A 26,659-nucleotide genomic window follows, 5' to 3' on the forward strand; every position below is an offset into this window, starting at 1 on the left:
TCTCCGGAGGATGCCCGAGACGATTCTAGCTGATTCGCGGCCAGAGCCGCCGGTTTAGGCGGCCCGGCAATCCCCCGGAAGATGCCGGTGCCCAACCCGGGCCTCGCCTACGCAACGTCAGCGTTATCCGCGGCGGCGGCACAATAGTCGCGCCAGAACTTTCGGTAACCCGCCTCGAGCTCCCGCGTGTAGGTCTCGACATTGCCGGCGGGCGAAGCCGCGATCCGGGCCGGCAATTCCGTGCGCAATTTCGCCAGATAATCGGGCTGTGACGCAAACCTGCGAGCAATCTCGACATAGCCATTGTCATCTTCGGCCACCCAGTCGCCGAGGCCGACGGCAGTCACGATAGAGGCGCCGGCACGCGAGGAGGCCCCGATGCCGAGCTTGGCCACGACGGGAACGCCCTTGTAGAGAGATTCCCAGGTGCTGATGCCGCCATTTTGCGGGAACGTGTCGAGGGACATATCGACCTGGGCGAAAGCCGCCAGATGGTCGTCGCGCGAGGTGGTGCCGAGGCAGGTGATGTTCTCCTCGACAACGCCCTGCGCGAGGAAACGCGCGACCAGACTATCGCGCAGCAGGGGATCATCGAGCAGACCATGCTTGAGGACCATCTTCGATCCCGGCAACTCCCGCATGATGCGCGACCACACACGGATCGCATCATCCGATATTTTGTAGATGCGGTTGAACACGCCAAAGGTGACGTAGCCGTTGCGGAGCATCGGCAGCTCCGAAGGCGCCAGATCCGAGACAGGCTCCATGGTGATCAGACACGGCAGATCGTAGATTTTCTCGGCAAACAGATGCCGAACCGACGGCGGAATGAAAATGGGATCCGCGAGCACGTAGTCCATAATCGGCATGCCTGTGCCCGTCGCGTGTCCGAAGCCAGTGGCCTGGATCGGGGCCGGCTTACGCGCAAAACACTGCAGCCTGTTACCGGTCGTGTGGCCCGAAACGTCGATCAGGATGTCGACATTGTCGGCCTGGATACGATCGGCGAGTTCGTCGTCCGAAAGCCCCCAGGCATCGACCCAGACGTCGGCCAATGATTTGAACATGGCGGTGTACTCGTCCGCGCCCGGCCATGAGTAGTAGCAGATGATTTCAAATTTAGTGTGATCATGATGGCGCAGCACTGGCAGCAGCGTGAGCCCCGCGGAGTGCTGCCGGAATTCGGCAGCGACATAGCCGACCACGATCCGCTTTTCCGGGTCCAGCGGCCGCTTCGGCAACTCCCTTCGCGGCTGCTTGGAGCCGATCTGGTCCCACCAGGATTTTCGCACCGCCTGCTGGACCACGAAATCGGCCTCGGCGCGGTAGTCCTCCAGGAAGATCTTTCCTCTGATCGCATCCCCATAGTCCGGCCGGACTGCCAGCGCGCGATCGAGATACTCGATCGCTGCGTCCATGTCCCCCTGGTTCGAATAAGAGAAGCCCATCAGCGCCAGCCCCACCTCGGAGCGCGGATTTTGCTCGATCAGGGCCGTTGCGGCTGCCATCGCCTGCGCGGTCTTTCCCATGACGAGGCAGGCCTGGGCCTTGCCGCGTAGCGCCAGCTCGAGCTTGGGCGAGATCGCAAGCGCCGCCTCGAAATCCGCAAGCGCGGGCTCCAGGCGCTGCAACTCGTAACTGAGCCGCCCGCGTTGGGCCACGATCCTCGGCGAGCCGGGCTTGATCGCCAGCGCCATGGCAAATTTGGCGGCCGCCTCGTCGTGGTGCCGCAGCTCCATGCTGACCATGCCGCTGCCGACGATAGCCTCGGCGTGACGGGGCTGAAACAGCAGGGCGCGGTCGAAGCTTTCCTTGGCGCGCATGATCTGTCCAAGCACAATCTCGACCATACCGCGATTGCAGAACGCGTCGGCATAATCCGGCTTGATCTTGATGGCGCGCTCATGCAGCTCGAGCGCCTGTTCGTACTGCCCCAGATGCATCAGCGTGTTGCCGAGGTTGGTCAGCGCGACCGCAAAATTCGGCTTTAGCGCGATGGCCCTCTCCTGGCACCGCCGCGCCTCCTCGTAATTGCCGAGATCGAAATGCACGGTCGCGAGGTTGTTATGGGCATCGTGCAGGCGCGGATCGAGCACAATCACGCGCTTGAGCAGCTGTTGCGCCTCCTCCAGGCGCCGGCCGTCATGCGCGCACATGCCGAGCAGGTGCAGAGCGTCGACATGATCGGGCAGCGCTTTAAGGATCTCCCGGCAGAGTGCTTCAGTCTCAGCATATCGGCCCTGGCCATAGGCGGTAGCCGCGGCGGAGAGGACGGCGTCCGCCTGCTTCATCAATTTCTTCTGCAATCGCGCGTTCTGGAATGCGCGCGCGCCGCCGCTGCTCTGCAAGGTGTCTCTCCGGAAGATGGCCCGGGGCAGAGTCTAACTGATTCGCAAGCCCGACCTGCCGGTCAGCTGGCACGGTGACACCCCCGGGATTTCCCGGGGCTCAGCGGCCCGGCGCTGCCGGTCCCCTACGCAACCTCGCTGCCTTCGACAGCCGCGGGACAATAGTCGCGCCAGAACTGGCGATAGCCCGCTTCGACCTCGCGCGTGTAGATTTCGACATTGCCGGCGGGGGACGCTGCGATCCGGGCCGGCAAGTCGCTGCGCAACCTCGCCAGATACGCCGGCTGCGCCGCATATTTGCAGGCGATCGCGGCATAGCCCTCGTCGTCCTCGGCGACCCAGTCGTCGAGACCGACCGCAGCCACGATCGAACCACCGGCACGCGACGAGGCGCCGTTGCCAAGCTTGGCCACGACCGGAACGCCCGCATAGAGCGATTCCCAGGTGCTGACGCCGCCGTTTTGCGGGAATGTATCGAGCGATATATCGACGTTCGCAAACGCCCTCAGGTGCTCGGGGCGCGGCGACGAGCCCAGGCAGGTGACATTCTCCTCGGCAACGCCCTGTGCCACGAACCGCGCGACCAAATTGTCGCGCAGTATGGGATCGTCAAGCAGAGTATGCTTGATGATGATCTTCGAACCCGTCACCTCGCGCATCACTTTCGACCACACCTCGATGGCCTCGTCTGAGATCTTGTAGATGCGGTTGAACACGCCGAAGGTGACATGGCCGTTGCGGAGCATGGGCGGCTCCGATGCAGGTAGATCCAAAATGGGATCGATCGTGATCAGGCACGGCAGGTCGTAGACCTTTTCAGCCAGCAGATGGCGCGCCGATTGCGGAATGAAGACCGGATCCGCGAGCACGTAGTCCATGGTCTGAAGGCCCGTGCCCGTGGCGTGACCAAACCCGGAGACTTGGATCGGGGCCGGCTTGCGGGCGAAGACATGGAGCCTGTTGCCGGTCGTGTGCCCGGATACGTCGATCAGGATATCGACCTTGTCGGCCTGGATGCGATCGGCCAACTCGTCATCCGACATCTGCCAGGCGTCGACCCAGACATCCGCCGAGGACCTAAATGCGGCGGTCATCTCATCTCTTACCGGCGAGCACGAATAGCAGACGATCTCGAACCTGGCGTGATCATGATGGCGCAGCACCGGCAACAGAGCGAACGCTGCCGAGTGGTTCCTGAATTCGGAAGCGACATATCCGATCAAAATCCGCTTGTCCGGATCAAGCGTGCGGGGCGCCAACGCCCTTTGCGCCAATTTGGCGCCGATCGCGTCCCACCATTGTTTTCGCGCAGCCTGCTGAACCGAAAAATCGGCCTCCGGGAGATAGTCCAGGAAGAATATCTTGCGCCCGATCAAGTCCGCATAATCAGGCGCCATTGCCAGCCCGGCGTCGAGATGTTCGAGCGCCGTCGCGATGTCTCTCTGGCTCGCATAGCAGGAAGCAAGGAGCGCAATTCCGATGTCGGACCGCGGATTTTCCTCCAGCAAGGTCTCGACGGCCGCAATCGCCTCGGCCGTGTTGCCCTTGACAAGGTTGACTTGCGCCTTTCCCTGCAAGGCCACTTCGAGCCTCGGCGAAAGCGCCAGCGCCGCATCAAAGTCCGCGAGCGCCTGCTCCAGCCGCAACAGATCGAGATTGAGCCGTCCGCGCTGCGCCAGAATCTTCGGCGAATCCGGCTTGATCGCGAGCCCTGCCGCGATCGCCGCGGCCGCCTCTTCGTAGTGCCGGAGCTCGATGCATACCATGCCCCTGCCTGCGATCGCTTCCGCGTGACGCGGTTGAAACGCGAGGGCGCGATCGAAACTCTCCTTGGCGCGCTGGGACTGGCCTTCGATCAGCTCCGCCATGCCCCGATTGCAAAATGCATCGGCATAGTCCGGCTTCAGCCTGATAGCGCGATCGTGCAGCTCGATAGCCTGCTCGGCGAGGCCCATGTGCAGCAGCGTATTGCCGAGATTGGTCAAGGCGATCGGAGAATTCGGCTTCAGCGCAACGGCCTTCTCCTGGCATGCGCGAGCCTCCTGAAACTTCTGGAGGGTGAAATACACCGCCCCGAGATTACCATGGGCATCGGGCGAACGCGGATCGAGCACGGTCGCGCGCTCGAGCAGTTGTTGCGCCTCATCGAGCCGCCCGCCATCATACGCGCGCAGACCGAGCAAGTGCGCGGCGTCGAAATGATCCGGAACCTCCGTCAAAATCCGGCGGCAGAGTGTCTCGACCTCCGCGTATCTGCCCTGGCCGAGTGCCTGAACCGCGGCGGACATGAGTGCGTCCGCCTGCTTCTTCAATTTCTTTTGCAATCGCGCGTTCTGGAATGCGCGCGCGCCGGCGCTGCTCTGCAAAGTCTCTCTCCGGAGGATGGCCCGAAAAGAGCTTGGCCGATTCGCATGGTGCCAAGCTGGCGGGCCGGTTAGACCCGCGACGCCACCGGATTGCAGGTGCTCAGCGCAGGATCTGGCTCAGGAACAGTTTTGTTCGGGCGTGCTGTGGGGCCGCGAAGAACTCGTTGGGCGTGTTGGCTTCGATGATCTGGCCCGCGTCCATGAACACCACGCGGTTGGCGACCTCGCGGGCAAAGCCCATCTCGTGGGTGACCACCAGCATGGTCATGCCCTCCTCGGCAAGGTCGACCATGGTGTCCAGCACCTCCTTGACCATTTCGGGGTCGAGCGCCGAGGTCGGCTCGTCGAACAGCATCACCTTCGGGTTCATCGTCAGCGCGCGGGCGATCGCGACGCGCTGCTGCTGACCGCCGGACATCTGTCCCGGAAACTTGTTGGCCTGGTGCGGGATCTTGACCCGCTCCAGAAACTTCATCGCCGCAGCCTCGGCGTCCTTCTTGGGGATGTTGCGCACCCAGATCGGCGCCAGCGTGCAATTGTCCAGCACGGACAGGTGCGGAAACAGGTTGAAGCTCTGGAACACCATGCCGACTTCGCGCCGCACCGCATCGACGTGCTTGAGGTTCGGCCCGAGCTCGATGCCGTCAACGACGATCTCGCCTTCCTGAAACTCCTCGAGCGCGTTGATACAGCGGATCAGCGTCGACTTGCCCGAGCCGGAGGGGCCGCAGATCACGATGCGCTCGCCCTTCTCGACCGTAAGGTCGATGTCGCGCAGCACGTGAAACTCGCCGTACCATTTGTTCAGGCCGGAAATCTTGACGATGGGGTCGGACATGGTGACCTCGATCAGTTGCGGCGGTGAGCGTTGAGGCGGTGCTCAACGAAGAGCGAGTAGCGTGACATTCCAAAGCAGAAGATGAAGTAGATGATCCCGGCGAAGGCGAACCCTGTGAAAGCGGTCGATGGCGACGACCATTTCGGATCCGAGAACGACGCCCGCAGCGAGCCGAGGAGATCGAACAGCGCCACGATCGAGACCAGCGAAGTGTCCTTGAACAGCGAGATGAAGCTGTTGACGAGGTTCGGAATGACGTGGCGTAGCGCCTGCGGCAGCACGATCAGCGAGGTCGTCTTCCACCAGGACAGCCCCAATGCCGCGGCCGCCTCGCCCTGCCCGCGCGGGATCGCAGCCAGCCCGCCGCGGACGTTCTCGGCCTGATAGGCGCCCGTGAACAGAGAGATTCCAATCAGCGCACGCACGAGACCATCGACCGTGAAATTGCCCGGCAGAAACAGCGGCAGCATGTAGGTGGCAAAGAACAGCACGGTGATCAGCGGCACGCCGCGCCAGAACTCGATGAAGGCGATCGAGAAGATCCGGATCAACGGAATGGTCGAGCGGCGGCCAAGCGCCAGCGCAATGCCGATCGGCAGCGAGGTGACGATGCCGGTGACGGAGACCACCAGCGTCACCAGAAGTCCGCCCCACAGGTTCGTCTGCACGATCGGCAGTCCGCCGTGATCAAGCCCCATCAGCTTGATCACGATTGCGATGGCGGCGAAGGTGACGATGCTGGATGTGAGGGCCCGCCCCCCGGTGCGGAGGCCGCCGCCGAGAACGAAGGCGATCAGTGAGACGATCGCGGCAGTGATGGCGAAATCGGCCCAGACCGACTGGCCTGTCCCCTGCAACTGGTCACGCAGCCAGGTCAGCGGAAAGATCAGCCAGTAGATCGCGGTACCCACGAGCACGATGACATTGCCGACGACCCACAACAGCGGTGCGGCAGAGGAGGTCTTGCCGAGACCGAGCAGAGCCTGCCCAGCGCCGATGATGCTGTCGTCGAACAATTGCAGCAGGTCAGCGGTCCAGCTCAGGCCAAATCCCTTGATGCCGCCGCCATGCAGCAGAAAGAATGCGACCACCGGAAACGCAAGGAAGAACAGGCCAGCGTTCAATCCTTTCGACGGCAGTCGCGGAATGAGCAACGGCACCAACAGGACTACTGACAACACGAGCGTGAGGTTGACCCGCCAGCGTTCGGCTTCGGGGTAGAAGCCGTAGATCAGTTGCGGCAGCTTGGCCTGGATGTAGGGCCAGCAGGCGCCGACCGTAAAGCCGGCGTTCTCGGCGAGGCAGGCCGTGCGATCCTTGCCGGTCCAGACTGCATCGACCATCAGGAATTTGACGGAAGGAATGATGGTGAACCAGAGCAGCAAGGCGCCGACGATCGTGAGCAGGATGTTGGTCGGCGAGTTGAACAGGCGCGTCCGCACCAGGCCGACGAAGCCCGTGGTCTTCACCGGCGCGGGACGCTCATCCAGAAGATCCCGGCGAACGAAACTGGACGAGGTGATATCGCTCATGCGCCGAGACTCCGGCTGACGCGCCAACCGTAGACGCTCATGACGGCGCTGGTGATCAGCGAGATCAGGAGATACACGCCCATCGTCATGGCGATGATCTCGATGGCCTGCCCGGTCTGGCTCAGCGACGTGCCGGCGAACACGGAGACGAGGTCGGGATAGCCGATCGCGACGGCCAGCGACGAATTCTTGGTGAGATTGAGGTACTGGTTGGTCAGCGGCGGAACGATGACACGCATCGCCTGCGGCACGACGACCAGGCGGAGCGTCGTGCCGCGGCTCAGGCCCAGCGACGATCCCGCCTCCATCTGTCCGCTGTGGACGGAGAGGATGCCCGCGCGCACGATCTCGGCAATGAAGGCGGCCGTATAGGTCGACAAGGCCAACGTGAGCGCCACGAACTCCGGGATGATCCGCGAGCCACCGGCGAAATTGAAACCCTTGAGCTGCGGCAGCTCGAAGCTGAAGGGCAGACCCGCTACCAGCATGGTGACGAGCGGCAGTCCGAACAGCAGGCCCAGCACATAGGGCCAGATCCGGATCACCTGACCCCGCTGGAACAGCGCCCGGCGCGCACGGATGCGCAACGCCACCGAAGCCACAATGCCGAGCGCCAGCACCACAAGAAAGGCCTCGAAGCCGCTCTCGCCGATCGGGCGGGGAATGACGAGACCGCGATTGCTGACGAAAGCTATGCCGAGCAGCGAAATGCTCTGTCGTGGATTGGGCAAGGCCGCGAGCACCGCCAGGTACCAGAACAGGATCTGGAATAGCAGCGGCAAATTGCGGATGATCTCGACATAGATTTCGCCAATGCGCGCGAGCAGCCAGTTGGGCGACAGCCGGCACAGCGCGACGATGAAGCCGATCAAGGTGGCGAACACAATGCCCACCACCGAGACCACGAGCGTGTTGAGGAGCCCGACCAGGAATACGCGCAGGAACGTGTCCGAGCCGGTATACGAGATCAGCGTCTGATTGACGTCGAAACCGGCGTTGTTCGCGAGGAAGCCGAAGCCGGCGGCAATATGCTGGTTCTCGAGGTTGGCGCGGGCGTTGGAGACGATTTCATAGGCAATCCAGCCCAGGATCGCAGCGAAGGCAAACTGGACGGCGATGCCGTTCCAGCCTGTCTTGCCCCCCAGCACGCGCCTGATCTTCAGCGCGATCTGGGGCGGGGGTTTGCGAGCCTCGATGCTCATCGCCGCGAGCGCGGGTCAGGCGGGATCAGCGGATCGGCGGGGCGTATTGGAGACCGCCCTTGTTCCAGAGATTGTTGAGACCCCGATTGATACCGAGCGGCGAGCCTGCGCCGACATTGCGATCGAACACTTCGCCGTAATTGCCGACGGCCTTCACGATGCGCACCACCCAATCCTTGCTTATGCCGAGCTGTTCACCGAAATTGCCATCGGTACCCAGAACGCGCTTCAGTTCAGGATTTTCCCCTTTCGCCTTTTCGTCGACGTTTTTCGCGGTCACGCCGAGCTCTTCGGCGGTGATCATGGCAAACAGCGTCCATTTCACGATGTCGAACCATTGGTCGTCGCCGTGGCGCACCATCGGACCGAGCGGCTCCTTCGAGATGATTTCCGGGAGCACCATGTGATCGCCGGGATTGGCAAGCTTCAGGCGGTTGGCGTACAGGCCCGACTGGTCGGTGGTGAAGACGTCGCAGCGCCCGGCCTCGTAGGCCTTGACCGTTTCGTCGTTGGTGCCGAACGCGATCACCTCGTACTTCATGTTGTTGGCCTTGAAGTAGTCGGCGAGATTCTGCTCGGTCGTGGTGCCGGTCTGGACGCAGACCGACGCGCTGTTGAGCTCGAGCGCCGAGTTCACCTTGAGCGACTTCTTCACCATGAAGCCCTGCCCGTCATAATAGGTCACGCCGGTGAAGTTGGCGCCGAGCGAGGTGTCGCGCGAAATGGTCCAGGTGGTGTTGCGCGACAGCACGTCGACTTCGCCGGATTGCAGCGCCGTGAAACGGTCCTTGGCGGAGAGCGGCACGTATTTGACCTTGGTCGGATCGTTGAAGATCGCCCCGGCGATCGCGCGGCAGACGTCGACATCAAGCCCGGTCCAGTTGCCCTTGTCGTCCGGCGAGGAGAAGCCGGGCAGACCCTGACTGACACCGCAGGACAGCATGCCCCGGTCCTTGACGGTCTTGAGCGTTTGCGCATCGGCGGCTTGGGCAGACAGGCCGGCGGCGAGGGCGAGAGAGAGAGCCAGGGTTACGCGTTTCATGGGCTTTGGGCCTTTCAAAGTCGTCTCAAGGTCAGGAACGTTGTCTTTGCGATCGCCTCTGCCAGGGCTAGCCGTCTCAAGACCAGCCCTGCAAGAGTCATGCTGGAAATCCTTGCCGATCACCCGCCGATCCCGGGAAGCCCTGCCTTAATCCCCGCCGACAGGCGCCCGCCGTTACGGCTGTGGCGCTTGGTCCGGTCAGGCGATGGATCGAAGGTCGCGGCAGGCCCCTCAACATGCGGCGACTGAATAGCACCTGCGATAACAGAACGACTGGCCTGCCGGGTCAAGGGGTTGACGGGACTCTTCTGTGTTCTGTTATTAACGACAGCGGCCTTTCGGCCAGCCCGCGGGCGCAGCGTGCCTGGTGGAAACGCGCTTTTGAAAGCAGACGCATGGATTCTTCACCCCCCTCCGAACAGCACGCCGAGACCCGGCTGGTCACCTCCGGCCGCGACACCAAGGCGCAGAAGGGGTTTGTCAATCCTCCGGTGTTCCACGGCTCGACCGTGCTCTATCCGACCGCCGAGGACCTGCACGCCCATCGCGGCGAGTTCACCTATGGCCGCCATGGTTCCCCCACCACCAAGGCGTTCCAGGAGACGCTGATGACGCTAGAGGGGCCGCAATGCGCCGGCGTCGGCATCGTGCCGTCGGGTCTGTCGGCGATCTCGACCACCCTGCTCTCGGTGCTGAAGGCCGGCGACCACATCCTGGTCTGCGATAACGTCTATCGGCCCTCGCGCAATTTCTGCAACGGCATGCTCACCCGCTACGGCGTCGAGACCACCTATTTCGATCCGATGATCGGCGCCGGCATCGACAAGCTGTTCAGGCCCAACACAAGCGCTGTGCTGGTCGAGGCGCCAGGCTCGCAGTCGTTCGAGATGCCAGACATCCGCGCCATCGCCGAGGTCGCGCATGCCCGCGGCGCGATCGTCATCGACGACAACACCTGGGCGACGCCGCTCTATCACCGCTCGCTCGAACAGGGCGTCGACATCAGCATGCAGGCCGCCACCAAATATATCGGCGGTCATTCCGACATCATGTTCGGCACCATCTCGGCCAATGCCAGGGCATGGCCGCAGATCGCCGAAGGCATCCGCCTGCTCGGCGTCTGTGCCGGTCCCGATGACGTCTTCCTGGCACTGCGCGGCCTGCGTACGCTGTCGGTGCGGCTGGCGCAGCATCATCGCTCCGGGCTCGACATGGCGCGCTGGCTTGCGAGCCGTCCCGAGGTCGCGCGCGTGCTGCATCCGGGGCTCGAGACCGATCCGGGTCATGCGATCTGGAAGCGCGACTTCACCGGCGCTTCGGGCCTGTTCAGCATCGTCTTGAAGCCGGCGCCGCAGAAGGCGGTCGACACCATGCTCGATACGCTCAAACTGTTCGGCATGGGCTTTTCCTGGGGCGGCTTCGAGAGCTTGGCGATTCCCTTCGATTGCGACGCCTATCGCACCGCCACGACATGGTCGCCGGGCGGCCCGACGCTGCGTCTGCATATCGGGCTCGAAAGCGTCGACGACCTCAAGGCCGACCTCGATCGCGGCTTCGCTGCCCTCAAGGCAGCAATGTGAGCCTGCTCACAAGGCATCACGCCGTGGGAACGTGCAGAAGCCGCAAACGTTAACGCCGACGCGCCAACAAATGGTTTGAACCTCAAGCATTTGGCGCTAGCCTCACCAATCGACTCCAATCCGGACACGGAGCATGGGAACGTTGGTACTGCTCGATCTGATGGGCGGCGTGGCGCTGTTGCTGTGGGGCCTGCACATGGTCCACAGCGGGATTCTGCGCGCCTTTGGCCCGGACTTGCGACGGCTCCTCGGCAAGGCGCTTGGTAACCGCTTCAACGCGTTCGCCGCCGGTCTCGGCCTTACTGCCCTGCTCCAGAGCAGCACCGCGACCGCGCTGCTCACGAGTTCGTTCGCAGCCGAGGGCTTGCTCAGCCTGGTCACCGCGCTCGCCATCATGCTCGGCGCCAATGTCGGCACGACGTTGATCGTGCAGGTGCTGTCGTTCAACATCGCCGCCGTCGCGCCGGTCCTGTTCGTGCTCGGACTGGTCGCCTTCCGCGTGGGTCCACGCTCACGGATCAAGGACGTTGGCCGTGTCTTGATCGGCCTCGGGCTGATGCTGCTGTCGCTGCACATCCTGCTCGACACGCTGGCGCCGGCCGAGAACGCGCCGGGCGTCCGCATCGTGATGTCCTCCATCACGGGCGATCCCGTTCTGTGCATCGTGATCGCGGCGCTCGTCACCTGGGCGGTGCATTCGAGCGTCGCCAGCGTGCTGCTGATCATGTCGCTCGCCTATTCGCAGTTCATCTCGCCTTACGCGGCGCTCGCACTGGTGCTTGGCGCCAATCTCGGCAGCGCCATCAATCCCGTATTCGAAGGCGCCAAGCGTGACGATCCCGCCAGTTATCGCCTGCCGGTGGGCAATCTCGTCAACCGCGTGATCGGGATCGCCTTGGTCCTGCCCTTCCTGGGCCCGATCGCCGAGCACATGCACGCCTGGCAGCCCGATCTCGCCAGGATGACGGCGGCGTTTCATATCGCCTTCAACGTCGGCACGGCCATCATCTTCATCGGCCTGCTCGATACCGTGTCGCGCCTGTTGACCCGGCTCCTGCCCGATCGTGTTCAGGAGGCCGATCCGGCCCGGCCGCGCTATCTCGACGAAACCGCGCTGGAGTCGCCGTCGCTGGCGCTGGCCGATGCCGGCCGCGAAACCCTGCGCATGGGCGATCTCGTCGAGATCATGCTGCGCAAGGTGATGGCGGCGATGATGAGCGGCGACCGTGCGCTGGTCGACCAGGTCTCGAAGATGGACAACATCGTCGACGGCCTCGACGAAGCCATCAAGCTCTACGTGACTAAACTCATGCGCGGCAGCCTCGACGAGAGCGAGGGCCGGCGCGCGATGGAGATCATCTCCTTCGCCATCAATCTGGAACATATCGGCGATATCATCGACAAGAGCCTGAGCGAGCTCGCGACCAAGAAGATCAAGCGTCGCTTCCAGTTCTCGCCCGAGGGCGCCGAGGAGCTCGCCGCCTTCCACAAGCGCACGATGGATTCGCTGCGCATCGCCTTCGGCGTCTTCATGTCGGGCGACGCCAACGAGGCGCGCAAGCTGCTGGTGGAGAAGACTGCGCTGCGCAATACCGAGCTTGCCGCCGTCGAGCGCCACCTCGACCGCCTGCGCGAGGGCCGCCCCGAGACAATCGAAACCACGTCGCTGCATCTCGACGTGCTGCGGGACCTGCGCCGCATCCACTCGCATATCTGCTCGGTCGCCTATCCCGTGCTCGACGCGGCCGGGGAGCCCCATCGCAGGCACGAAGCGGAGACCGCCGCCCTGCCCGCGCCGGGCGCGGCGTCCGCGTTGCCGCGCTAGCCTGGATCAGCGCTCCAGCGTCTTTGACGCGCGGCCGCGGTTCTTCACAATCAACATGATGTTACGGATATAGATGATGGTCGCGAGCGCCTGGCCGAGGATGATGACAGGCTCGCGCTTGACGACGCCATAGACCAGCGTCATCAGCCCGCCGCCCATCGAGCAGAACCAGAACGCCATCGGCACCACGCTGTTGCCGGCGCGCTCGCTCGCGATCCACTGCACCAGGAAGCGTGCCGTGAAGAACAGCTGCGCGACGAGGCCGAACGCGAGCCAGAAGTCGAACTTGGCCACGAAGACATCGTAGAAATAATTGCTCAGCGCCTGACCGTATTGGATGATCATGCCGTCACCTCAGTCACATCCGGCGTCGGCTTCTTGCGGCGGATCAGCCACCAGACGCCCACGAGATCCATGATCCCGATCCACAGCCGGTCGAAGAAACCGTAGTTTGACACGCCGGAGCGGCGCGGACGGTCGATCACGTCGACATAGGCGATCTCGTAACCCTCGCGGCGCACCAGCGCCGGCAGGAAGCGGTGCAGCCCGTCGAAATAGGGCATCATCAGGAACACCTCGCGCCGGAACGCCTTCAGGCCGCAGCCGGTGTCGCGCGTACCGTCCTTCAGGATCGCGTTGCGGACGCCGTTGGCGACACGTGACTGGAATTTCTTGAAGCCGGTATCCTTGCGGCCGACGCGTTGTCCAGCCGCAAGTCCGACCTTGCTTCCGTTCTCGACAGCCGAAATCAGGTCCGGCAGGAAGGCCGGATTGTTCTGGCCGTCGCCGTCGAGCGTCGCCACGATCGCGCCGCGTGCCGCACGCACCCCGCTGCGCACGGCCGCGGATTGGCCGCCTGATCTGGCATGGCGCAGCTGGCGCAGATTGTCCCGCTGCTTCATGACCGCGCCAAGCCGTTCGCCGGTCGCGTCCGTCGAACCGTCATTGACGTAGATGATCTCATAGGCCCAGCGGCCGTCGAGCGCCGCGCCGATCTCCTCGATCAGCGGCACGATGTTGTCGGCTTCGTTGCGCACGGGAACGACGATGGAAACCGAGGGCTGGAAAACCGAAGGCTGGGACGACAAATCGAAGCTCGTGGTTGGAATTGGCTTGGCTCGGGAACCGGCGGTCCCGGCAGGCAGCCGCTTTTATGGGGCGGATGCCCCGTGGGCAACCCTTTTGAGGCGGCCTGAGACTGCCCCCGCAAGAGGCACAATGGTCCCGTCGGCACGGATGGCAAAGCCGAGCCTGCGGGCCGCGAACCAGTAGCGCACCGCCATCGCGCCGACCATGCCGACCAGGGCGCCGGCCACCACGTCACTCGGGTGGTGCGCAAGCAGCACCAGTCGCGTCAGCAGGATCACGATCGCGTAAGTGAACATGAACACGCGCAGGCGCGGCCACAGCGCCGAGACCGCAAACGCCAGGGCGAACGCCGTCACTGCATGCCCCGACGGCAAGCTGGCATAGGCCCCGGTCCCCTCGAACGGGATGAAGTTGAAGGGATTGGCCTTGCCGCCGACAAACGGACGTCCGCGGCCGATGAGATATTTCAGGATCTCGGCGACGAATATCGGCACGGCAACAGACAGAAACACGAACTGCAGCCGCGTGCCGAGGCCGAGCAGCAATGCGCGGCTTGTGCCGTGCAATCCCGCCGCAACCAGCACCAGCACCACCAGCACACCCCCGAGCACCGAGAGCACATACTCGTCCTTGCCGAAATCGGTGAGGATGCGGATCGGCCACAGGCCTGGCGTGCCACGCGGCGGCATCAGCTGGATCTCGGTCAGGTCGAACACGACCATCAGCGCGATGACCAGGGCTGCACCTGCAGCACTCAGCCAAAGCGAATGCCGCGCCAGCTTTCGCGCGGCCTCGGCGCGGCGCGAATGCGAGGGCGTGCGCACGAGCTGTGCCAGGGCGCGCCCCGAGAGCGTGAGCAATTGTGCGGGATAGCTCGCGCGCGGCGAGATGTCGGTTGGTGCCGACATCCTACTCGGTGCCTTCCGAGCGGAAGATCGAGATCGAGATCGCGCGCCCTTGCGAGAAATTGTAGCCGTCGATGCGGGTGCCAACCTTGTAGCGCAGCCCGATCGCCTCGGCGCGCTGCACGAAGCCGCGCTCCGAACGCTGCTCGATCAGCGCGAAACGGCAGCTCCCCTGCCGCAGGAAATCCGCCGCACCCGAACCGTCGGTGAGCAGCGTCTGCGTACCCGTCAGAAAGACCAGGCTCGGCTCGTGATAGCCGGCCGCGGCCGCCTTCGGGCCCACGCAGGTGACGTTGCGAAGGGCGCGTGCGATCTCGATGCTCGGAAACAGCGGCGTCAGCGACGGCAGCACGATGCCGTAGACCGTTAGCGCGAGCATCAGGGCTGCGACCAGCGCGTTGAGCAGCGAGCGCTCGGCGTGATTGTTGTCGTGAAGCCACCAGGCGAACAGGCCAAAGATCAGCGAGGCCGCGATGAACGGCCATGCCACGAAAGCAGGCTGCCGCGTCAGCATCACCGCGCCGACGACCGCGATGATCGAGCCGCCCACGGGGATTGCGAACCACCATGCCGAGCCGCGCATCAGCCAGGACCACGACAGCACCCGCCGCTCGAGCGCGCCCGCGGTGAGGATCGCGATCGCAGGATACAGCGGCAGCACGTAATGGGGCAGCTTGGTCAGCACCACCTCGAACACGATCCAGGACGGGACCAGCCAGGCCAGCAGGAATTGCGCGCCGGGCTCGCGCCGCGCGCGCCAGACCGCGGGCGCGGCCATCGCCGCGAGCGGCGCGCCGGGCCAGAACGTGATCCAGAACAGCACCAGATACAGTCCGGGCGGCGCGCCGTGGGATTCCTGCGCGCCCAACTTGCTCAACATGTCGCCGCCGACGGAATCGGCGAAGAAGGCATCGCCCGCGCGCCAGAAGATCGCGACGAACCAGGGCAGCACCAGCACCAGCATCCACATCAGGCCCCAGAGCGGGCGCAGCTTCCACAGCCAGGAGGCATCGCGGTCCTGGATCGCGAGCGCGATGATGGTCAGGCCTGCGAACATCAGGATCAGCGGGCCCTTGATCAGGATGCCGACAGCGAGAGCCGTCCAGAAGATCGCGGGCCAGCTCCAGGGCGGATGGGTCTCGTCCTCGGCGCGCTGCCACGACAGATACGCCCGTGCCATCGCGCCCATCGCGGCGACCACGCAGAACAGCAGCATGGCGTCGGTCTTCGCAAGCCGCGCCTCGACGCCGAGCAGCACGGAGGCGCACATCAGAAGTGCTGCAAGCACCGCGGCGCGCCGCGTGACGAAGCCGAGCGCCGTCCAATAGGTCATGAGCACGGCGCCTATCGCGCCGATCAGCGAGGGAAGCCGATAGACCCAGATGCGCAATTCGGCCCGCGGCAGACCGAGCGCCGATGCCGTCTCGACCGCGGCCGATTGCAGCCAGTAGATGCCGACGGGCTTCTTGTAGCGGACGTCTTCCTGGAAGCGGATGTCGACATAATCGCCGCTCTCGACCATCTGCTTGGTGGCCTGCGCAAAGCGCGCCTCGTCGCGATCAACCGGCGGAATCGTAAAGAAGCCCGGCAGGAATAGCAGCAGCGCGCACAGCAGCAGGAAGGCGACCGCGCGGACGTGGCTGGCCGTGGCGATGTCGAACATGGACACGAGCCGGCTGCCCGGATTCACCGGGGATTTCGGCTCGCGGGGAGCTCCAAAACGGGGTGTTGGGTAGGTCTCGGCCATCGGTTCCGCTTACGCTGAAACCGCCATCGCCACAACCGCTTGAGGCAGGGTCATTGAATTCGAATGACAACTGTGTCCGCGGCGCCCGTGGCGTCGATGACGGTCAGCCGCGCAAAGCCGGGACCGGGCGGATCGATCAGCCGCTGACGACGTCCGTCGATCTCACCCTGCGCCGTTCCGTTAACCATGACGGTCATGGGCAGGACACCGCCGGCGACTTTGACCGGCATGGCTGCGCCCCCCTCGCCACCTGAGCGATCGACGTCGATCCGCGAGCCGTTCAGCGGAAACTGGATGTGCAGGGCCTGCTCGCCCCCGGTCCGCACCAGATCCCCGACCGGGCGGAACCGCCTCAAGGGCAATGGCAGCTTGGCGTTGCTGGCCACGAGAGTTCCTTTCGGCGGCTTCGGCAACGGCAGGAGCGTCTTGCCGGTGCGGGCGAAGGCGTCGAACAGGATCGGCGCGGCGGCAACCCGACCGGTCAGGCCCGGAACCGGCGCGCCGTCGGGCCGGCCAACCCAGACCCCGATGGTCATGCGCCCGTCGAAGCCCATCGACCAGGCATCGCGGTAGCCGTAGGAGGTGCCGGTCTTGAAAGCGATGCGGTTATGAGCCGCGTTCGCCGGCGGCGGGGTACCGAGCAGCACATTGCCCACTTGCCAGGCCGCGACCTGATCGAGCAGCCGCAGCGGCTCGCGCTCGTCCCCGTCGCTCATGATCTCGCGCAGCGGCTTGGTGGTGCCGAGCCGGGCGAAGCCCGCATAGAGCTGGGCGAGGTCCTGCAGCGTCACGCCGACGCCGCCAAGGCCCATGGCAAGTCCCGGCGCCTCGTCTTTGGGCAGAACCAGATTGCCACCGGCCTGACGCAGCCGCGAGGCCAGCCGGCTCGCGCCGACGCGGTCGAGCAGCACGATCGCGGGCACGTTTAACGACAGCTGCAGCGCCTTCTTCACCGGCACCGTGCCCTGAAACGTCATGTCGAAATTTTCCGGCGCGTAGGAGCCGAAGCGCACGGGCCGATCGTCGATCAGACTGTCCGGATGAACAAAACCGTCCTCGAAGGCCAGCCCGTAGATGAAGGGTTTCAGCGTCGAGCCCGGCGAGCGGATGGCGCGGGTCATGTCGACCTGCCCTGCCCGGCGCTCGTCGAAATAATCGGCCGAGCCGACGCGCGCGAGCACGTCGCCGCTCTCATTGTCGACGACGATGATGCCGACCGAGATGTTCGGCCCCAACGCAATGGCACGATCGCGCGCTAGCGGCTCCAGCACCTTCTGGAGGGTGGCATCGAGCGTCAGCTTGATGACTGGCGCGTCTTTGACCGTCGCAAGCGCCGCATCGGAGGCGTGCGGCGCCAGGATCGGCATCGGCTTGCGCAGTTTCGGCACAGGAACGGCTTTCGCCTGCTTCGCATCGTCGAGGCTGATCTGTTGCTCCTCGACCATGCGGTCGAGCACGCGGTCACGTGCTTTGCGCGCCGCATCGGGATAGCGATCGAGCCTGCGGGTCTCCGGCGATTGAGGCAGCGCGACCAGCAACGCGGCTTCAGCCAGCGACAACCGCTTCGGCTCCTTGCCGAGATAGGCGATCGAGGCAGCGCGAATGCCCTCGAGATTGCCGCCGTAAGGCGCGAGCGCCAGATAGAGGTCGAGGATCTGCTCCTTGCTCAAGCTGCGCTCGATCTCGATCGCACGCACGATCTGCCGCAGCTTTGCATGGAGCGAGCGCTGCCGCCGAGGCTCCATCAGCCGCGCGAGCTGCATCGAGATGGTCGAGCCGCCCGAGACGATGTGGCCGCGCGTCGCAAGCTGAAACGCAGCGCGCCCCAGCGCCACCGGGTCGATGCCGTCATGTGCGTAAAAGCGCTGGTCCTCGTAGGCGAGCAGCAGCTTCAGATAGGTCGGATCGACGTTCGTTTTTGTCTCGACCGGCAGTCGCCAGCGTCCATCCGCCATCGCATAGGCGCGCAGCAGCTTGCCATTCCGATCGACGATGGTGGTGGAAACCTGGCGGGCGTCGTCGAAAGGCAGCGGACCGAGGGAGTAAACCCACGCGACGACGCCGACGATGGTGAGGATGAGCGAGAATGCCAGCGCGGAGAGGACACGCGGGCCCCTGCCCCTTGCTCCGTCATGGCCGGGCTTGTCCCGGCCATCCACGTTCTTGCCTCTCGCACCAAAGTCCGTGGATGCCCGGGACAAGCCCGGGCATGACGGCGGAGCATGTGGCTCCTTGTCGCTCATCCCATCACCACTCACTTCGCCGCCCGCACCTCGACCGTGCCGGTCCCGGTACGGCCGTAGCGCGAGGGATTGTACATGTCCTCGACATAGGCCTGCGGCAGCACGTATTTGCCGGGTGAGACCACACGCACGACGTAGGCCACCGTGAAGACCGCCTTGGAATCCGAGGCCCGATCGACGGCAGCCGTGAAACGATCGTCGCGGAACTCGGTATCTTCGGGCTCTTCGCCATCCTCGATCCAGCCCAGCGTGCCGCTGTCGCCCGACGACACCAGTTTTGGATTGTCGATTTCCAGGCCGGCCGGCAGATAGTCGGACACCATGATGTGGCCGTATTCGGGCTTGGCCTCGGTGATCTTCAGCACCACGGCGAAGCGGTCGTTCTGCTTGACCTTGCTGATATCGGCGGGCTTGCCGTCGAGCGTGAAGAAACTGCGCTCGATCTTGAAGCCGTTCGATGCCGCGGGCTCAGGCGTCACCGGCGACCCCGACACCGAGACCACCGCCTGCACCGGCGCGTCTCCGGTGTTGGTGATCTTCAGCGGCTTGCCTTCCAGAGTGGCGGCCTTGTAGCTGCGGTACAGCGCGGTCTTGACCGGCTGGCCGTCCACCTCCATCGACAGGTTCTCCTTGGCGAGCGCGCGCGCCGCCAGCACCAGCCACGCATTTTCCTGCGTGGAGGTGTAGGGCGTCAGCCCGCGCGCAGTCTCGACCCGCGACACCGCCTGCGTCAGCGTTGCCTTCGGCGCGTTGCCTTCACTGGCAAGCGACACCAGCGCTGCGGCATCGCGGAGCTGCGAGCCGTAGTCGGTGCGGCCGAACTCCAGCACCGGCTTTGGGGCGAGACTGTCGAGGGCTGCGCCATAGACCCGCTCCGCGCGGTTGCGGTCACCGACCAGCGCGAGCGCCGCGGCGAGCTGCGATTTCGCGATGGGAGTGGCGAGGTTGCTCAGCTTGGTGTCGGCGAGATAGCGGAGGTCGCCGATCGGCGCCGCGCCGTTGCGCGCCAGCACATAGAGGCCGTAGGCGAGATCGCGGCCGCCGTCCTTCTCCGGCTCGTTGCCGTTGACGACCGAGTTGCGGATGCGGTCGAGCGCGGTCTTGAACAGCACATCCGGCACCACAAAGCCCTTTTCGCGGGCGCGAGTCAGGAAGTCCGTCACATACGCGTCCAGCCAGGAATCGTCACCGCCTGCCGACCACAGCCCGAACGAGCCGTTCGAGCCCTGGCGGGCCAGCAGCCGCTCGATGGCGTCGCGGATGCGCTGGTCGACCTCGGTGTCCATGGCCAGGTGCGCACCGGCCGCGAGCTCGTTGACATAGAGCAACGGCATGGCGCGGCTGGTGATCTGCTCCGAGCAGCCATAGGGATAGCGGTCAAGTGCTTTGAGGATCGTCGCCGCATCGAGCGCAGTGGACAGGCTGGCCGAGACCGAGACGCTAGCGGTGCCCGGCACGAGATCGGCGAACATATCCGAGGTCAACGTCAGGCTCTCACCCTTCGCCAGCGTCCGGATCGAGCGCCGCGCCAGCACTTGCGTCGCCGCCTTGACGTCGAGCGCATAATGGCGCGCCAGCGCCAGGCCATTCGGCCCCTTGATGTCGACGTCGAGTGTCGCCTGCCCCGCCGCCGTCGCGTCGATGGCGAGCGTGAACGAATTCCGCTGCTTGGCGGCAAGCTTGACCGTGGTCGCGGGATTGCCGGTCATTCTCACTGGCCCGCCGGTCTTCACGTTGATGACGTAATCGCCGGCCTGCCCCTCGACATTGTCGATCTCGAGATTGACCGTGCCGTGGTCGCCGTTGAGCAGGAAGCGCGGCAAGGTCGTGGTCAGCACGACAGGGTCGCGGATCACCACGTCCGTGTTGGCGCGACCGAGCTTGGTCGCGGTCCACGCCACCGCCATCACGCGCGCGGTGCCGGCGAACTCCGGAACGTCGAAGCTCACTTCGGCCGTGCCGTCGGCGGCAACGGTGACGATGCCCGAATAGAGCGCGAGCGGCTTTTGCGCGGGCGGCGAGCCCTGGAGCTCGGCGGCACCGGCGTCGCCGCCGGACTTGATCTGCCCGCGCGTGCCCGACATGCCGTCGATGAGTTGCCCATAGAGATCGCGGATCTCCGCGCTCAGGCGGCGCTGGCCGAGATAATAGTCGTCTGGCGCCGGCGGCTTGTAATTAGTGAGGTTGAGGATGCCGACGTCGACCGCGGCGATCACGATCTTGGCGTCCTCGCCCGGATTGAGCCCGTCGAGCTTGACGGGGATCTTCAGCAGCCCATTCGGCCGGATCAGAGCCGGCGGCGTCAGCTTCACCTGCAATGTACGGGTCTGCTTGTCGATACCGAACCATTTGAGTCCGATCGCCCGGCCCGGCATGCGTTGCGCGGCCGCATCGAGCGGACGGCGCAGCGTTGCCACAACATAGGCGCCGGTGCCCCAGTCCTTGCCGACCGGGAGCTTCACCTGGGCGGTGCCTTCCTTGACGTCGATGGTCTGCGTCGTCAGCAGGCGATCGCCGAGCACGTTGACCGTCAGTTTGCCGGCGCTGCGGACGTTGACCGACACGGTCATCGTGTCGCCCGAGGCGTATTGCGGCTTGTCGATCGAGGTCTCCAGGAGGTCCGGCGTGTCGGCGCTGCCGTCGGAATACCAGCCGACGTCGAACTGTACCGAGGTCACGGGCCCGTCGGCGTCGTTCGACTTCACGTCCAACCGGTAGCGGCCGGGCTGTGGGGTCAGCGAAATCCGCGACGGCTTGTCCGCGGCAACTGTCACGTCGCCGTCGGAGACGCGCGAGGTCGATTTGACCGGCTCGTACTCCCAGTAATTGCTCTGGCGATACCATTGGTAGCGCGACTCCATCTTCAGGAGCTCGTAGCGCAGGCCGTCGCGGCGAAGCCTCTCACCCTCGGGCGAGACGAACACAACATCGAACTCGGCCTTGTCGCCCTCGGCGACGTTCTTGTCGCCGAATAGCGGCTTGATGCCGATCATCGCGGCAGCAGGCGCGACCGGCAGCACGATCTTGCGCTCGACGGCGCGGCCGCCGGTCTCGACCATGCGGACGAAGATCTGCGCCTCCTGCGGCCGCGTCGAGGCCGGCTGCTTGTCGAGCGTGACCGGGAAGGTCGCAACGCCGTTGGCGTCGGCTTCCGGCAGGTTCTCCAGCGGCGTGCGCTCGTTCGAGGTGGTCTCCTCGTCGGCGACGCCGAACTGGTAGCCGGCGAAGCCCGGCCGCTCGGACGCGGGCGCGACCAGCATGTCGCCTTCGAGCGCTAGCCCCGAGGCCGGCGCGCCATAGAGGAAATGACCGTCCGCCTTAAGCTCCACTGGAGCGTTAGCTTTGATCAGCTTGTCCTTGGCAGACAAGTCGAATTCGATCCGATCGGGGACGTAGTCCTCGACCATGAAAGTGGTCTCGCCGACCGAAGAGCCCTTCGGATCGGTGAAGGCGCGCACCCGCCAGGTCCCGGTCGGGACGGCCGAGTTGAGCGGCACCGACAAGGTGCGCCCGCCCGCGCCCTGGTCGGACAGCACGGCGCGGCGGAATTCGACGCCATCAGGACGCTCGATCACCAGGGTCATCGGCCCGCCGGTGACGGCGTTGCCCTGCCCGTCGCGCAACAGCGCGGTGAGATAGACGGTCTCGCTGGAGCGGTAGACGCCGCGCTCGGCATAGACGAAAGCGTCGGCGCCCGCAGGCACGGCCCTGCCCGAAACGCCGCGGTCCGACAGGTCGAAGGCGGAGGACTTGAGGCTGAGGAAGGCATAGTCAGCCTTCTCGCCGGTCACGGTGAGCATCGCCGGCGACAGGCCGCCCTCGCCGCGCGCAAGCCCCGCCTCGAACAGCACATGGCCGCTCTCATCGGTCTTGCGGGTGGCCAGGATCTCGTTGTTGCGCGCGACCAGCCGCACCTCGGCTTTGCCGACCGGATCGGTCGAGGCCAGCGAATTCACGAAGACATGGACGCCGTCATTGCCGGAATAGGCCGTGACGCCGAGATCGGAGACGATGAACCATTGGGTGGCGAGCTGATAGTCGTCGTCCGAGCCCGGCCCCTTGGCCGCGGCCGTCATCACATAGACGCCGGGCTGGAGTTCACCAAGCGCCTGGTCGACCGGGAATGCCGTGGTGACGTCCTGGTTGAGCGTCATCGCGGTGGCAAGCTCGCCGGTCCAGACTTTCACGCCGCGCTCGCCGCCGAGATCGCTGAGCTGGTATTTCGACAGGGTCTTCTGGAAATCGCTGTCGACCACCGTGTTGATCAAATTGCGGTCGCCGATCCGGAACACGTTGATGTTGACGGCTGGCGTGTTGACGCTGACGACGGGAATGCCGCGCTGGCCCGTCCTCGGCAGCACATAGGCGCGGCCGGTGAAGCGCACGAAGGGCTTGCGGTCGCGCACATAGACGTTGAACTCGGCCGATTTCGGAAGGCCTTCCTTCACGGTGGACGGCAGGCCGGCGCGCAAATTGATGTTGTAGCGCTCGCCATGCTTCAGCCCGTCGACGCAGAGCTGCTTGGCCTCGGCCGACAGGGCCGGCTTGTCCTGGCCGGCCAGCGCGAGGTACGGCGCGAAATCGGTGCGTTTTGCCAACTCCTCCGAGAACTGGAAGCAGGCGCGCGGACTGGCGGAGTCCGAGTCCACGGTGTAGTCGAGCAGCCGAAAACCGTGCTCGTCGCGCATCTTCTCATATTGGCCGCGGACGTCGGCGACCTCGCGCATGTCGAGCGACAGCCGCAGAGCATCCAGCGCCGGCCGCCACAGCTTGCGTTCGGAAAGAGACTTGCCGAGCACCGCGAGCGCGTCGGCCTCCTCGCCCGCATTCCCGGCGCGCTGGTAGGCGATGTAGGCGGCGGTCGAGGCGCGCTCCAGCAGGAACGTCTGCTCGCTCGAGCTCTTCGGCGATATCTGGAAGATGACCTTTGCCAGCCGCAACCAGTTGCCGGCGTCCTCCGGCGTGGTCGCCGCGATCTGGCCGAGCACCGACAGGCCGGTGCGATAGTCGTTGCGCCGGAAGGCAGCATCGGCGTCGGTGCGCAAGCTCGCGCCGGTCTTGGCGACCGGCCCCGCCTCGCCCTTGATCTGCGCCTCCAGCTTGATCGCGGAATCGGCGAGGTCGTCCCGCTTGAAGGCTTTGTCGGCGGCCTGCGCGACGCTAAGGCCGAACGCCAGCATGGCGCAGAGTGTGACGGCGCGAACAAGACCGATCATGGATGGACTCCCGGAAATCACGGACGAACGCCGCTTGTCGCATGAAATGCGCGGAAAGGTGACGGACTCAAGGCGATGGAACCAAAGGTGCAAACCGTCGCATTCGCCATGACAAGGCACGCCCAGAGGAGACCGATCAAGCTACCGCCGCGCACGCCGTCCTGATGGCGCAGCAATATCCGACCAGTCGTCCGGCGGCCGTGTCCCGGAAGCTGATCAGCATTCCCGGCGATGTGATCCATCGTCCAGTCTGCTGCCGCTCAACCCGGCACCCTGACACCCCACCGTTCCGCTTTGTCGCGGCTTCGACGAAAACGGTTCGGTTCAGGCTTGGCGAAAGACGATATTTTTCATAATGGCATGGTAGATGAACAGCGGCCCCCAACCAGGGCGGCTCAAGACGGTCCCGTAGCTCAACTGGATAGAGCATCAGATTTCTACTCTGAGGGTTGCAGGTTCGATTCCTGCCGGGATCGCCAATTTCGGTCTCATCCGTTCATCGTGAGCCCGATCTACGGCGCGCACCTGCAGAATCCGTCCTTCACGAACGCGTGGGCCGCCTCGCTCCGGCCTTTGATCCGGGCAAACGAGCCCTATCTATTCGCCGAGCGACGTGCGCCCGATAAGGACTTCGATGCCACTATCCGACTTGACGAGAATGGCGATCGCGTCGGCGGTGGCGGTTGTAGCAATATCGTTTTTGGCAGTTGACGCGGGAGTCGTGAACTCCGGTGTGGTCACAAAGCCGATCGCGACGGCCCGGGCCACCATCGCGGACGCGGCAGCGAGTCAGCACCAACTCGCCTTCGCCGTTCAAGCGTGGGCGCGTCGCGGCCACCAGAAGCCGGCCGTGGAAGAATGCCTGGCGATCGATTGAAACAGCGCAGTTTGTCGCCCCTCTCGTCTGGCGGATGTATGCGCAACGTAACAATCATGTTTGTTATAGGCCGTTATTCCCCCGGATGAAGATCGTCCAAATCCAGCCGAACAGTGCGCTCAAGGCGGCGACCGATGCGGCGATTGCCGCGGTCCGAGTCCACCAGATCTGCCGCTCGTGCCGTTCGATATCCGCCTCGGATTTTTGATTATCTTTCCAGTTCAGCCATTCCTGGGCGAACCCGATCGTCATGACGGGCGTGGTTCCGATCGCGATCGCTCCTGCGGATGCCGCGTCGGTCTGGGCAAGGCGCGCTCGGACGTTGGCTGCACCCGTCTTTTCAAGCACCGCAAGCCATTGCCGGGACTGTTCGTCTGAAACATGCCACGTGCATTCCCTGTAAGGAAACGCTTTCGGTCGCTCTGTCATGGCCTTGCACCGCACTCACCCTTCAGTGTCGCCTTGATGTCGCGCCCACCACCCGGCAATCGCCGCTGCTAGATCCTTCCACAACTCAGTCGGCAAATCCGGCACCGCCACCCGGACGCTGTACCGATCCGTCGTCGCGTCGTGAAACCACTCGGTCGCCGCGAAATCGAAACCAAAACTGCCGGCGTGGCGAATGGGGAAGCCTTTGCCGCTCAGGTCGCGGCTCATGTCCTCGGCGGCCTGCCGCGCGGTCGCCTCATCGAGGGCGCGCCTGCCGCGAAGCGTGACATAGAGGCCGTGGGTGAAATGCAGCTCGGCCGAGAGCGAAGCGAGCTCGGCGGCGAAATATCGCGCCGCGTGGCGACCGTTGCGCAGAATCGCAGCGACGCGCCTTTTCGTCAGGGCCCAATAGGCCACAGAGCCCACGAATGGCGGGAAGTGCGCCGGCAACGCCGCGCCACCGAGAAGCCGGACGGCATTGCGGGTTTCCGCCGCCAGGCTTTCGGACAGCAGCTGGCCCGCCTTGAGGTCCTTCCGGCTCCAATGCACGAACACGGCAGAGCCGAGCCGGCCGTATTCCACCCCGAGCGAATCCAGCTTGTTATGGCTTCGCACCAACACGACTGCAATGTCCCATCGCGCGGCCCATCTCAGGACGCGCCGGATGCGCCCCGATCTGCCAGCGAAACATGTCGTGTCGAAAATCAAGAGATCGAGCCCCGAACCGTCGCAACGCAGAGCCGCTTCGAACGCCCCGGCAGGGGCGCATGAATCGAGCAGGAGAAAGCGTGGCAAGGCTGCCGCAGCGAACGCTTCGCCCAGCGGGAGGCTGGCGGTGACAAGCCGCAAATGGGGAACGAGGCTCTCGATCAGCTCCAGTGTCTCGCCGTAAGTGCCCGGCAGCACCACGACGTCTGCTTTGCCGATGATCCGTGCGGACGCGAGCAGCAGCGCGGAGATCGCGGCCATGCCGGAGGCGGTATAGATCGCCTCGCCCCTGCAGCCCCGCTCGAGTTCATAGAACGAGGGACCACTCACCTTGAGGTCCGCGCGCTGATAGTCGTAGCTGAACACGAACGGACCGCTGCTGGGAGACGCCGCATGCGACCAGGCCGTCTCCGTCGCTCTCCAGTCCTGCAGCGCATGTTCCGCGCGTAGTGCGGCGGCGAGCTGAAACTTGGAGACCACAACCTCGTCGACCGATTGCGGCCGAGCCAAATGCAGCGGGCTCCTCAGGCAATCGTTCAGCAGCCCGATTTCCCTGTGCTTTCGATCGAGATAGGCCTCGGAGGTCTCCATGCGGATCTTGATAAGCGTCTTGATGCGGATCTTGGCAATTGCGACTGCCATTCAACGTTCGGCGAGCGCATTGGCTCCAACAGCCGGGCCCGCCTATCCTTGCAACGAAGACCGGTCCTCG

Annotated in this window: 17 protein-coding genes and 1 tRNA gene; 3 read left to right on the forward strand and 15 right to left on the reverse strand. The window is 64.6% G+C overall.

The window, feature by feature from the left end; all coding sequences use genetic code 11:
• Nucleotides 1-107 precede the first annotated feature (107 nt).
• From RX329_RS23335 to RX329_RS23360, 6 genes are all read right to left on the reverse strand, one after another.
• A complete protein-coding gene (locus RX329_RS23335; protein ID WP_162496619.1) occupies nt 108-2,348 on the reverse strand; it encodes a tetratricopeptide repeat protein in 2,241 nt (746 codons plus the stop codon).
• A 125-nt stretch (nt 2,349-2,473) separates the two neighbouring features.
• On the reverse strand, nt 2,474-4,714 hold the full coding sequence (locus tag RX329_RS23340; RefSeq protein ID WP_085385246.1) for a tetratricopeptide repeat protein: 2,241 nt from the start codon (nt 4,712-4,714) through the stop codon (nt 2,474-2,476).
• 100 nt (nt 4,715-4,814) lie between these two features.
• Entirely contained in the window at nt 4,815-5,552 is a 738-nt protein-coding gene (locus RX329_RS23345) for an amino acid ABC transporter ATP-binding protein (protein ID WP_018457791.1), read from the reverse strand.
• Between the two features lie 11 nt (nt 5,553-5,563).
• A complete protein-coding gene (locus RX329_RS23350) occupies nt 5,564-7,084 on the reverse strand; it encodes an amino acid ABC transporter permease (RefSeq protein WP_018457790.1) in 1,521 nt (506 codons plus the stop codon).
• Nucleotides 7,081-8,286, reverse strand: coding sequence for an amino acid ABC transporter permease (locus tag RX329_RS23355; protein WP_085385247.1), 1,206 nt, complete (start codon nt 8,284-8,286; stop codon nt 7,081-7,083). Before RX329_RS23355 ends, RX329_RS23350 begins: the two co-directional genes overlap by 4 nt.
• 25 nt (nt 8,287-8,311) lie before the next feature.
• Complete coding sequence (locus tag RX329_RS23360) at nt 8,312-9,328, reverse strand: amino acid ABC transporter substrate-binding protein (protein WP_085385248.1); 1,017 nt, start codon at nt 9,326-9,328, stop codon at nt 8,312-8,314.
• Between the two features lie 395 nt (nt 9,329-9,723).
• Here RX329_RS23360 and metC point away from each other — a divergent pair, with 395 nt between their 5' ends.
• Both metC and RX329_RS23370 read left to right on the forward strand, forming a co-directional pair.
• Nucleotides 9,724-10,908: a cystathionine beta-lyase gene (gene metC, locus RX329_RS23365; protein WP_018457787.1), complete on the forward strand. Its 1,185-nt coding sequence runs from the start codon at nt 9,724-9,726 to the stop codon at nt 10,906-10,908.
• Nucleotides 10,909-11,041: 133 nt separating this feature from the next.
• On the forward strand, nt 11,042-12,733 hold the full coding sequence (locus tag RX329_RS23370; protein WP_018457786.1) for a Na/Pi cotransporter family protein: 1,692 nt from the start codon (nt 11,042-11,044) through the stop codon (nt 12,731-12,733).
• 6 nt (nt 12,734-12,739) lie between these two features.
• On the opposite strand, the gene RX329_RS23375 is transcribed toward RX329_RS23370, so the two are convergent.
• The 6 genes from RX329_RS23375 to RX329_RS23400 form a co-directional block, all read right to left on the reverse strand.
• Nucleotides 12,740-13,078, reverse strand: a complete 339-nt coding sequence (locus RX329_RS23375; RefSeq protein WP_007591223.1) for a lipid-A-disaccharide synthase N-terminal domain-containing protein — start codon at nt 13,076-13,078, stop codon at nt 12,740-12,742.
• A complete protein-coding gene (locus RX329_RS23380) occupies nt 13,075-13,821 on the reverse strand; it encodes a glycosyltransferase family 2 protein (RefSeq protein WP_018457785.1) in 747 nt (248 codons plus the stop codon). Before RX329_RS23380 ends, RX329_RS23375 begins: the two co-directional genes overlap by 4 nt.
• 63 nt (nt 13,822-13,884) lie before the next feature.
• Nucleotides 13,885-14,730, reverse strand: coding sequence for a phosphatase PAP2 family protein (locus tag RX329_RS23385; protein ID WP_085385250.1), 846 nt, complete (start codon nt 14,728-14,730; stop codon nt 13,885-13,887).
• A gap of 1 nt (nt 14,731) precedes the next feature.
• Nucleotides 14,732-16,474, reverse strand: coding sequence for an ArnT family glycosyltransferase (locus RX329_RS23390; RefSeq protein WP_026233442.1), 1,743 nt, complete (start codon nt 16,472-16,474; stop codon nt 14,732-14,734).
• Nucleotides 16,475-16,524: 50 nt separating this feature from the next.
• The gene (pbpC, locus tag RX329_RS23395; protein WP_085385251.1) at nt 16,525-18,633 is read right to left on the reverse strand and encodes a penicillin-binding protein 1C; all 2,109 of its coding nucleotides are present in this window, start codon (nt 18,631-18,633) and stop codon (nt 16,525-16,527) included.
• Between the two features lie 95 nt (nt 18,634-18,728).
• Entirely contained in the window at nt 18,729-23,933 is a 5,205-nt protein-coding gene (locus RX329_RS23400; RefSeq protein ID WP_085385252.1) for an alpha-2-macroglobulin family protein, read from the reverse strand.
• A gap of 402 nt (nt 23,934-24,335) precedes the next feature.
• On the opposite strand from RX329_RS23400, the gene RX329_RS23405 reads away from it, so the two are divergent.
• Nucleotides 24,336-24,412 (forward strand) — tRNA-Arg (locus RX329_RS23405).
• A 118-nt stretch (nt 24,413-24,530) separates the two neighbouring features.
• Here the strand turns inward: RX329_RS23405 and RX329_RS23410 are convergent.
• From RX329_RS23410 to RX329_RS23420, 3 genes are all read right to left on the reverse strand, one after another.
• Nucleotides 24,531-24,704: a hypothetical protein gene (locus tag RX329_RS23410; RefSeq protein WP_198957645.1), complete on the reverse strand. Its 174-nt coding sequence runs from the start codon at nt 24,702-24,704 to the stop codon at nt 24,531-24,533.
• A gap of 169 nt (nt 24,705-24,873) precedes the next feature.
• Nucleotides 24,874-25,239 (reverse strand): hypothetical protein, encoded by a 366-nt coding sequence (locus RX329_RS23415; protein ID WP_085385289.1) that lies wholly within the window; start codon nt 25,237-25,239, stop codon nt 24,874-24,876.
• A 15-nt stretch (nt 25,240-25,254) separates the two neighbouring features.
• Entirely contained in the window at nt 25,255-26,538 is a 1,284-nt protein-coding gene (locus tag RX329_RS23420) for a hypothetical protein (protein ID WP_085349861.1), read from the reverse strand.
• Nucleotides 26,539-26,659: the final 121 nt, after the last annotated feature.

It is taken from the genome of Bradyrhizobium sp. BWC-3-1, from assembly GCF_032917965.1.
GTDB lineage: Bacteria > Pseudomonadota > Alphaproteobacteria > Rhizobiales > Xanthobacteraceae > Bradyrhizobium > Bradyrhizobium canariense_D.

What these genes read in the sequence shown, in the direction of transcription:
- RX329_RS23345 (WP_018457791.1), bottom strand. Translation starts at nt 5,552, where the DNA reads ATGTCCGACCCCATCGTCAAGATTTCCGGCCTGAACAAATGGTACGGC.
- RX329_RS23350 (WP_018457790.1), bottom strand. Translation starts at nt 7,084, where the DNA reads ATGAGCGATATCACCTCGTCCAGTTTCGTTCGCCGGGATCTTCTGGAT.
- RX329_RS23355 (WP_085385247.1), bottom strand. Translation starts at nt 8,286, where the DNA reads ATGAGCATCGAGGCTCGCAAACCCCCGCCCCAGATCGCGCTGAAGATC.
- RX329_RS23360 (WP_085385248.1), bottom strand. Translation starts at nt 9,328, where the DNA reads ATGAAACGCGTAACCCTGGCTCTCTCTCTCGCCCTCGCCGCCGGCCTG.
- metC (WP_018457787.1), top strand. Translation starts at nt 9,724, where the DNA reads ATGGATTCTTCACCCCCCTCCGAACAGCACGCCGAGACCCGGCTGGTC.
- RX329_RS23370 (WP_018457786.1), top strand. Translation starts at nt 11,042, where the DNA reads ATGGGAACGTTGGTACTGCTCGATCTGATGGGCGGCGTGGCGCTGTTG.
- RX329_RS23375 (WP_007591223.1), bottom strand. Translation starts at nt 13,078, where the DNA reads ATGATCATCCAATACGGTCAGGCGCTGAGCAATTATTTCTACGATGTC.
- RX329_RS23385 (WP_085385250.1), bottom strand. Translation starts at nt 14,730, where the DNA reads ATGTCGGCACCAACCGACATCTCGCCGCGCGCGAGCTATCCCGCACAA.
- RX329_RS23390 (WP_026233442.1), bottom strand. Translation starts at nt 16,474, where the DNA reads ATGGCCGAGACCTACCCAACACCCCGTTTTGGAGCTCCCCGCGAGCCG.
- RX329_RS23400 (WP_085385252.1), bottom strand. Translation starts at nt 23,933, where the DNA reads ATGATCGGTCTTGTTCGCGCCGTCACACTCTGCGCCATGCTGGCGTTC.
- RX329_RS23410 (WP_198957645.1), bottom strand. Translation starts at nt 24,704, where the DNA reads ATGGTGGCCCGGGCCGTCGCGATCGGCTTTGTGACCACACCGGAGTTC.
- RX329_RS23415 (WP_085385289.1), bottom strand. Translation starts at nt 25,239, where the DNA reads ATGACAGAGCGACCGAAAGCGTTTCCTTACAGGGAATGCACGTGGCAT.
- RX329_RS23420 (WP_085349861.1), bottom strand. Translation starts at nt 26,538, where the DNA reads ATGGAGACCTCCGAGGCCTATCTCGATCGAAAGCACAGGGAAATCGGG.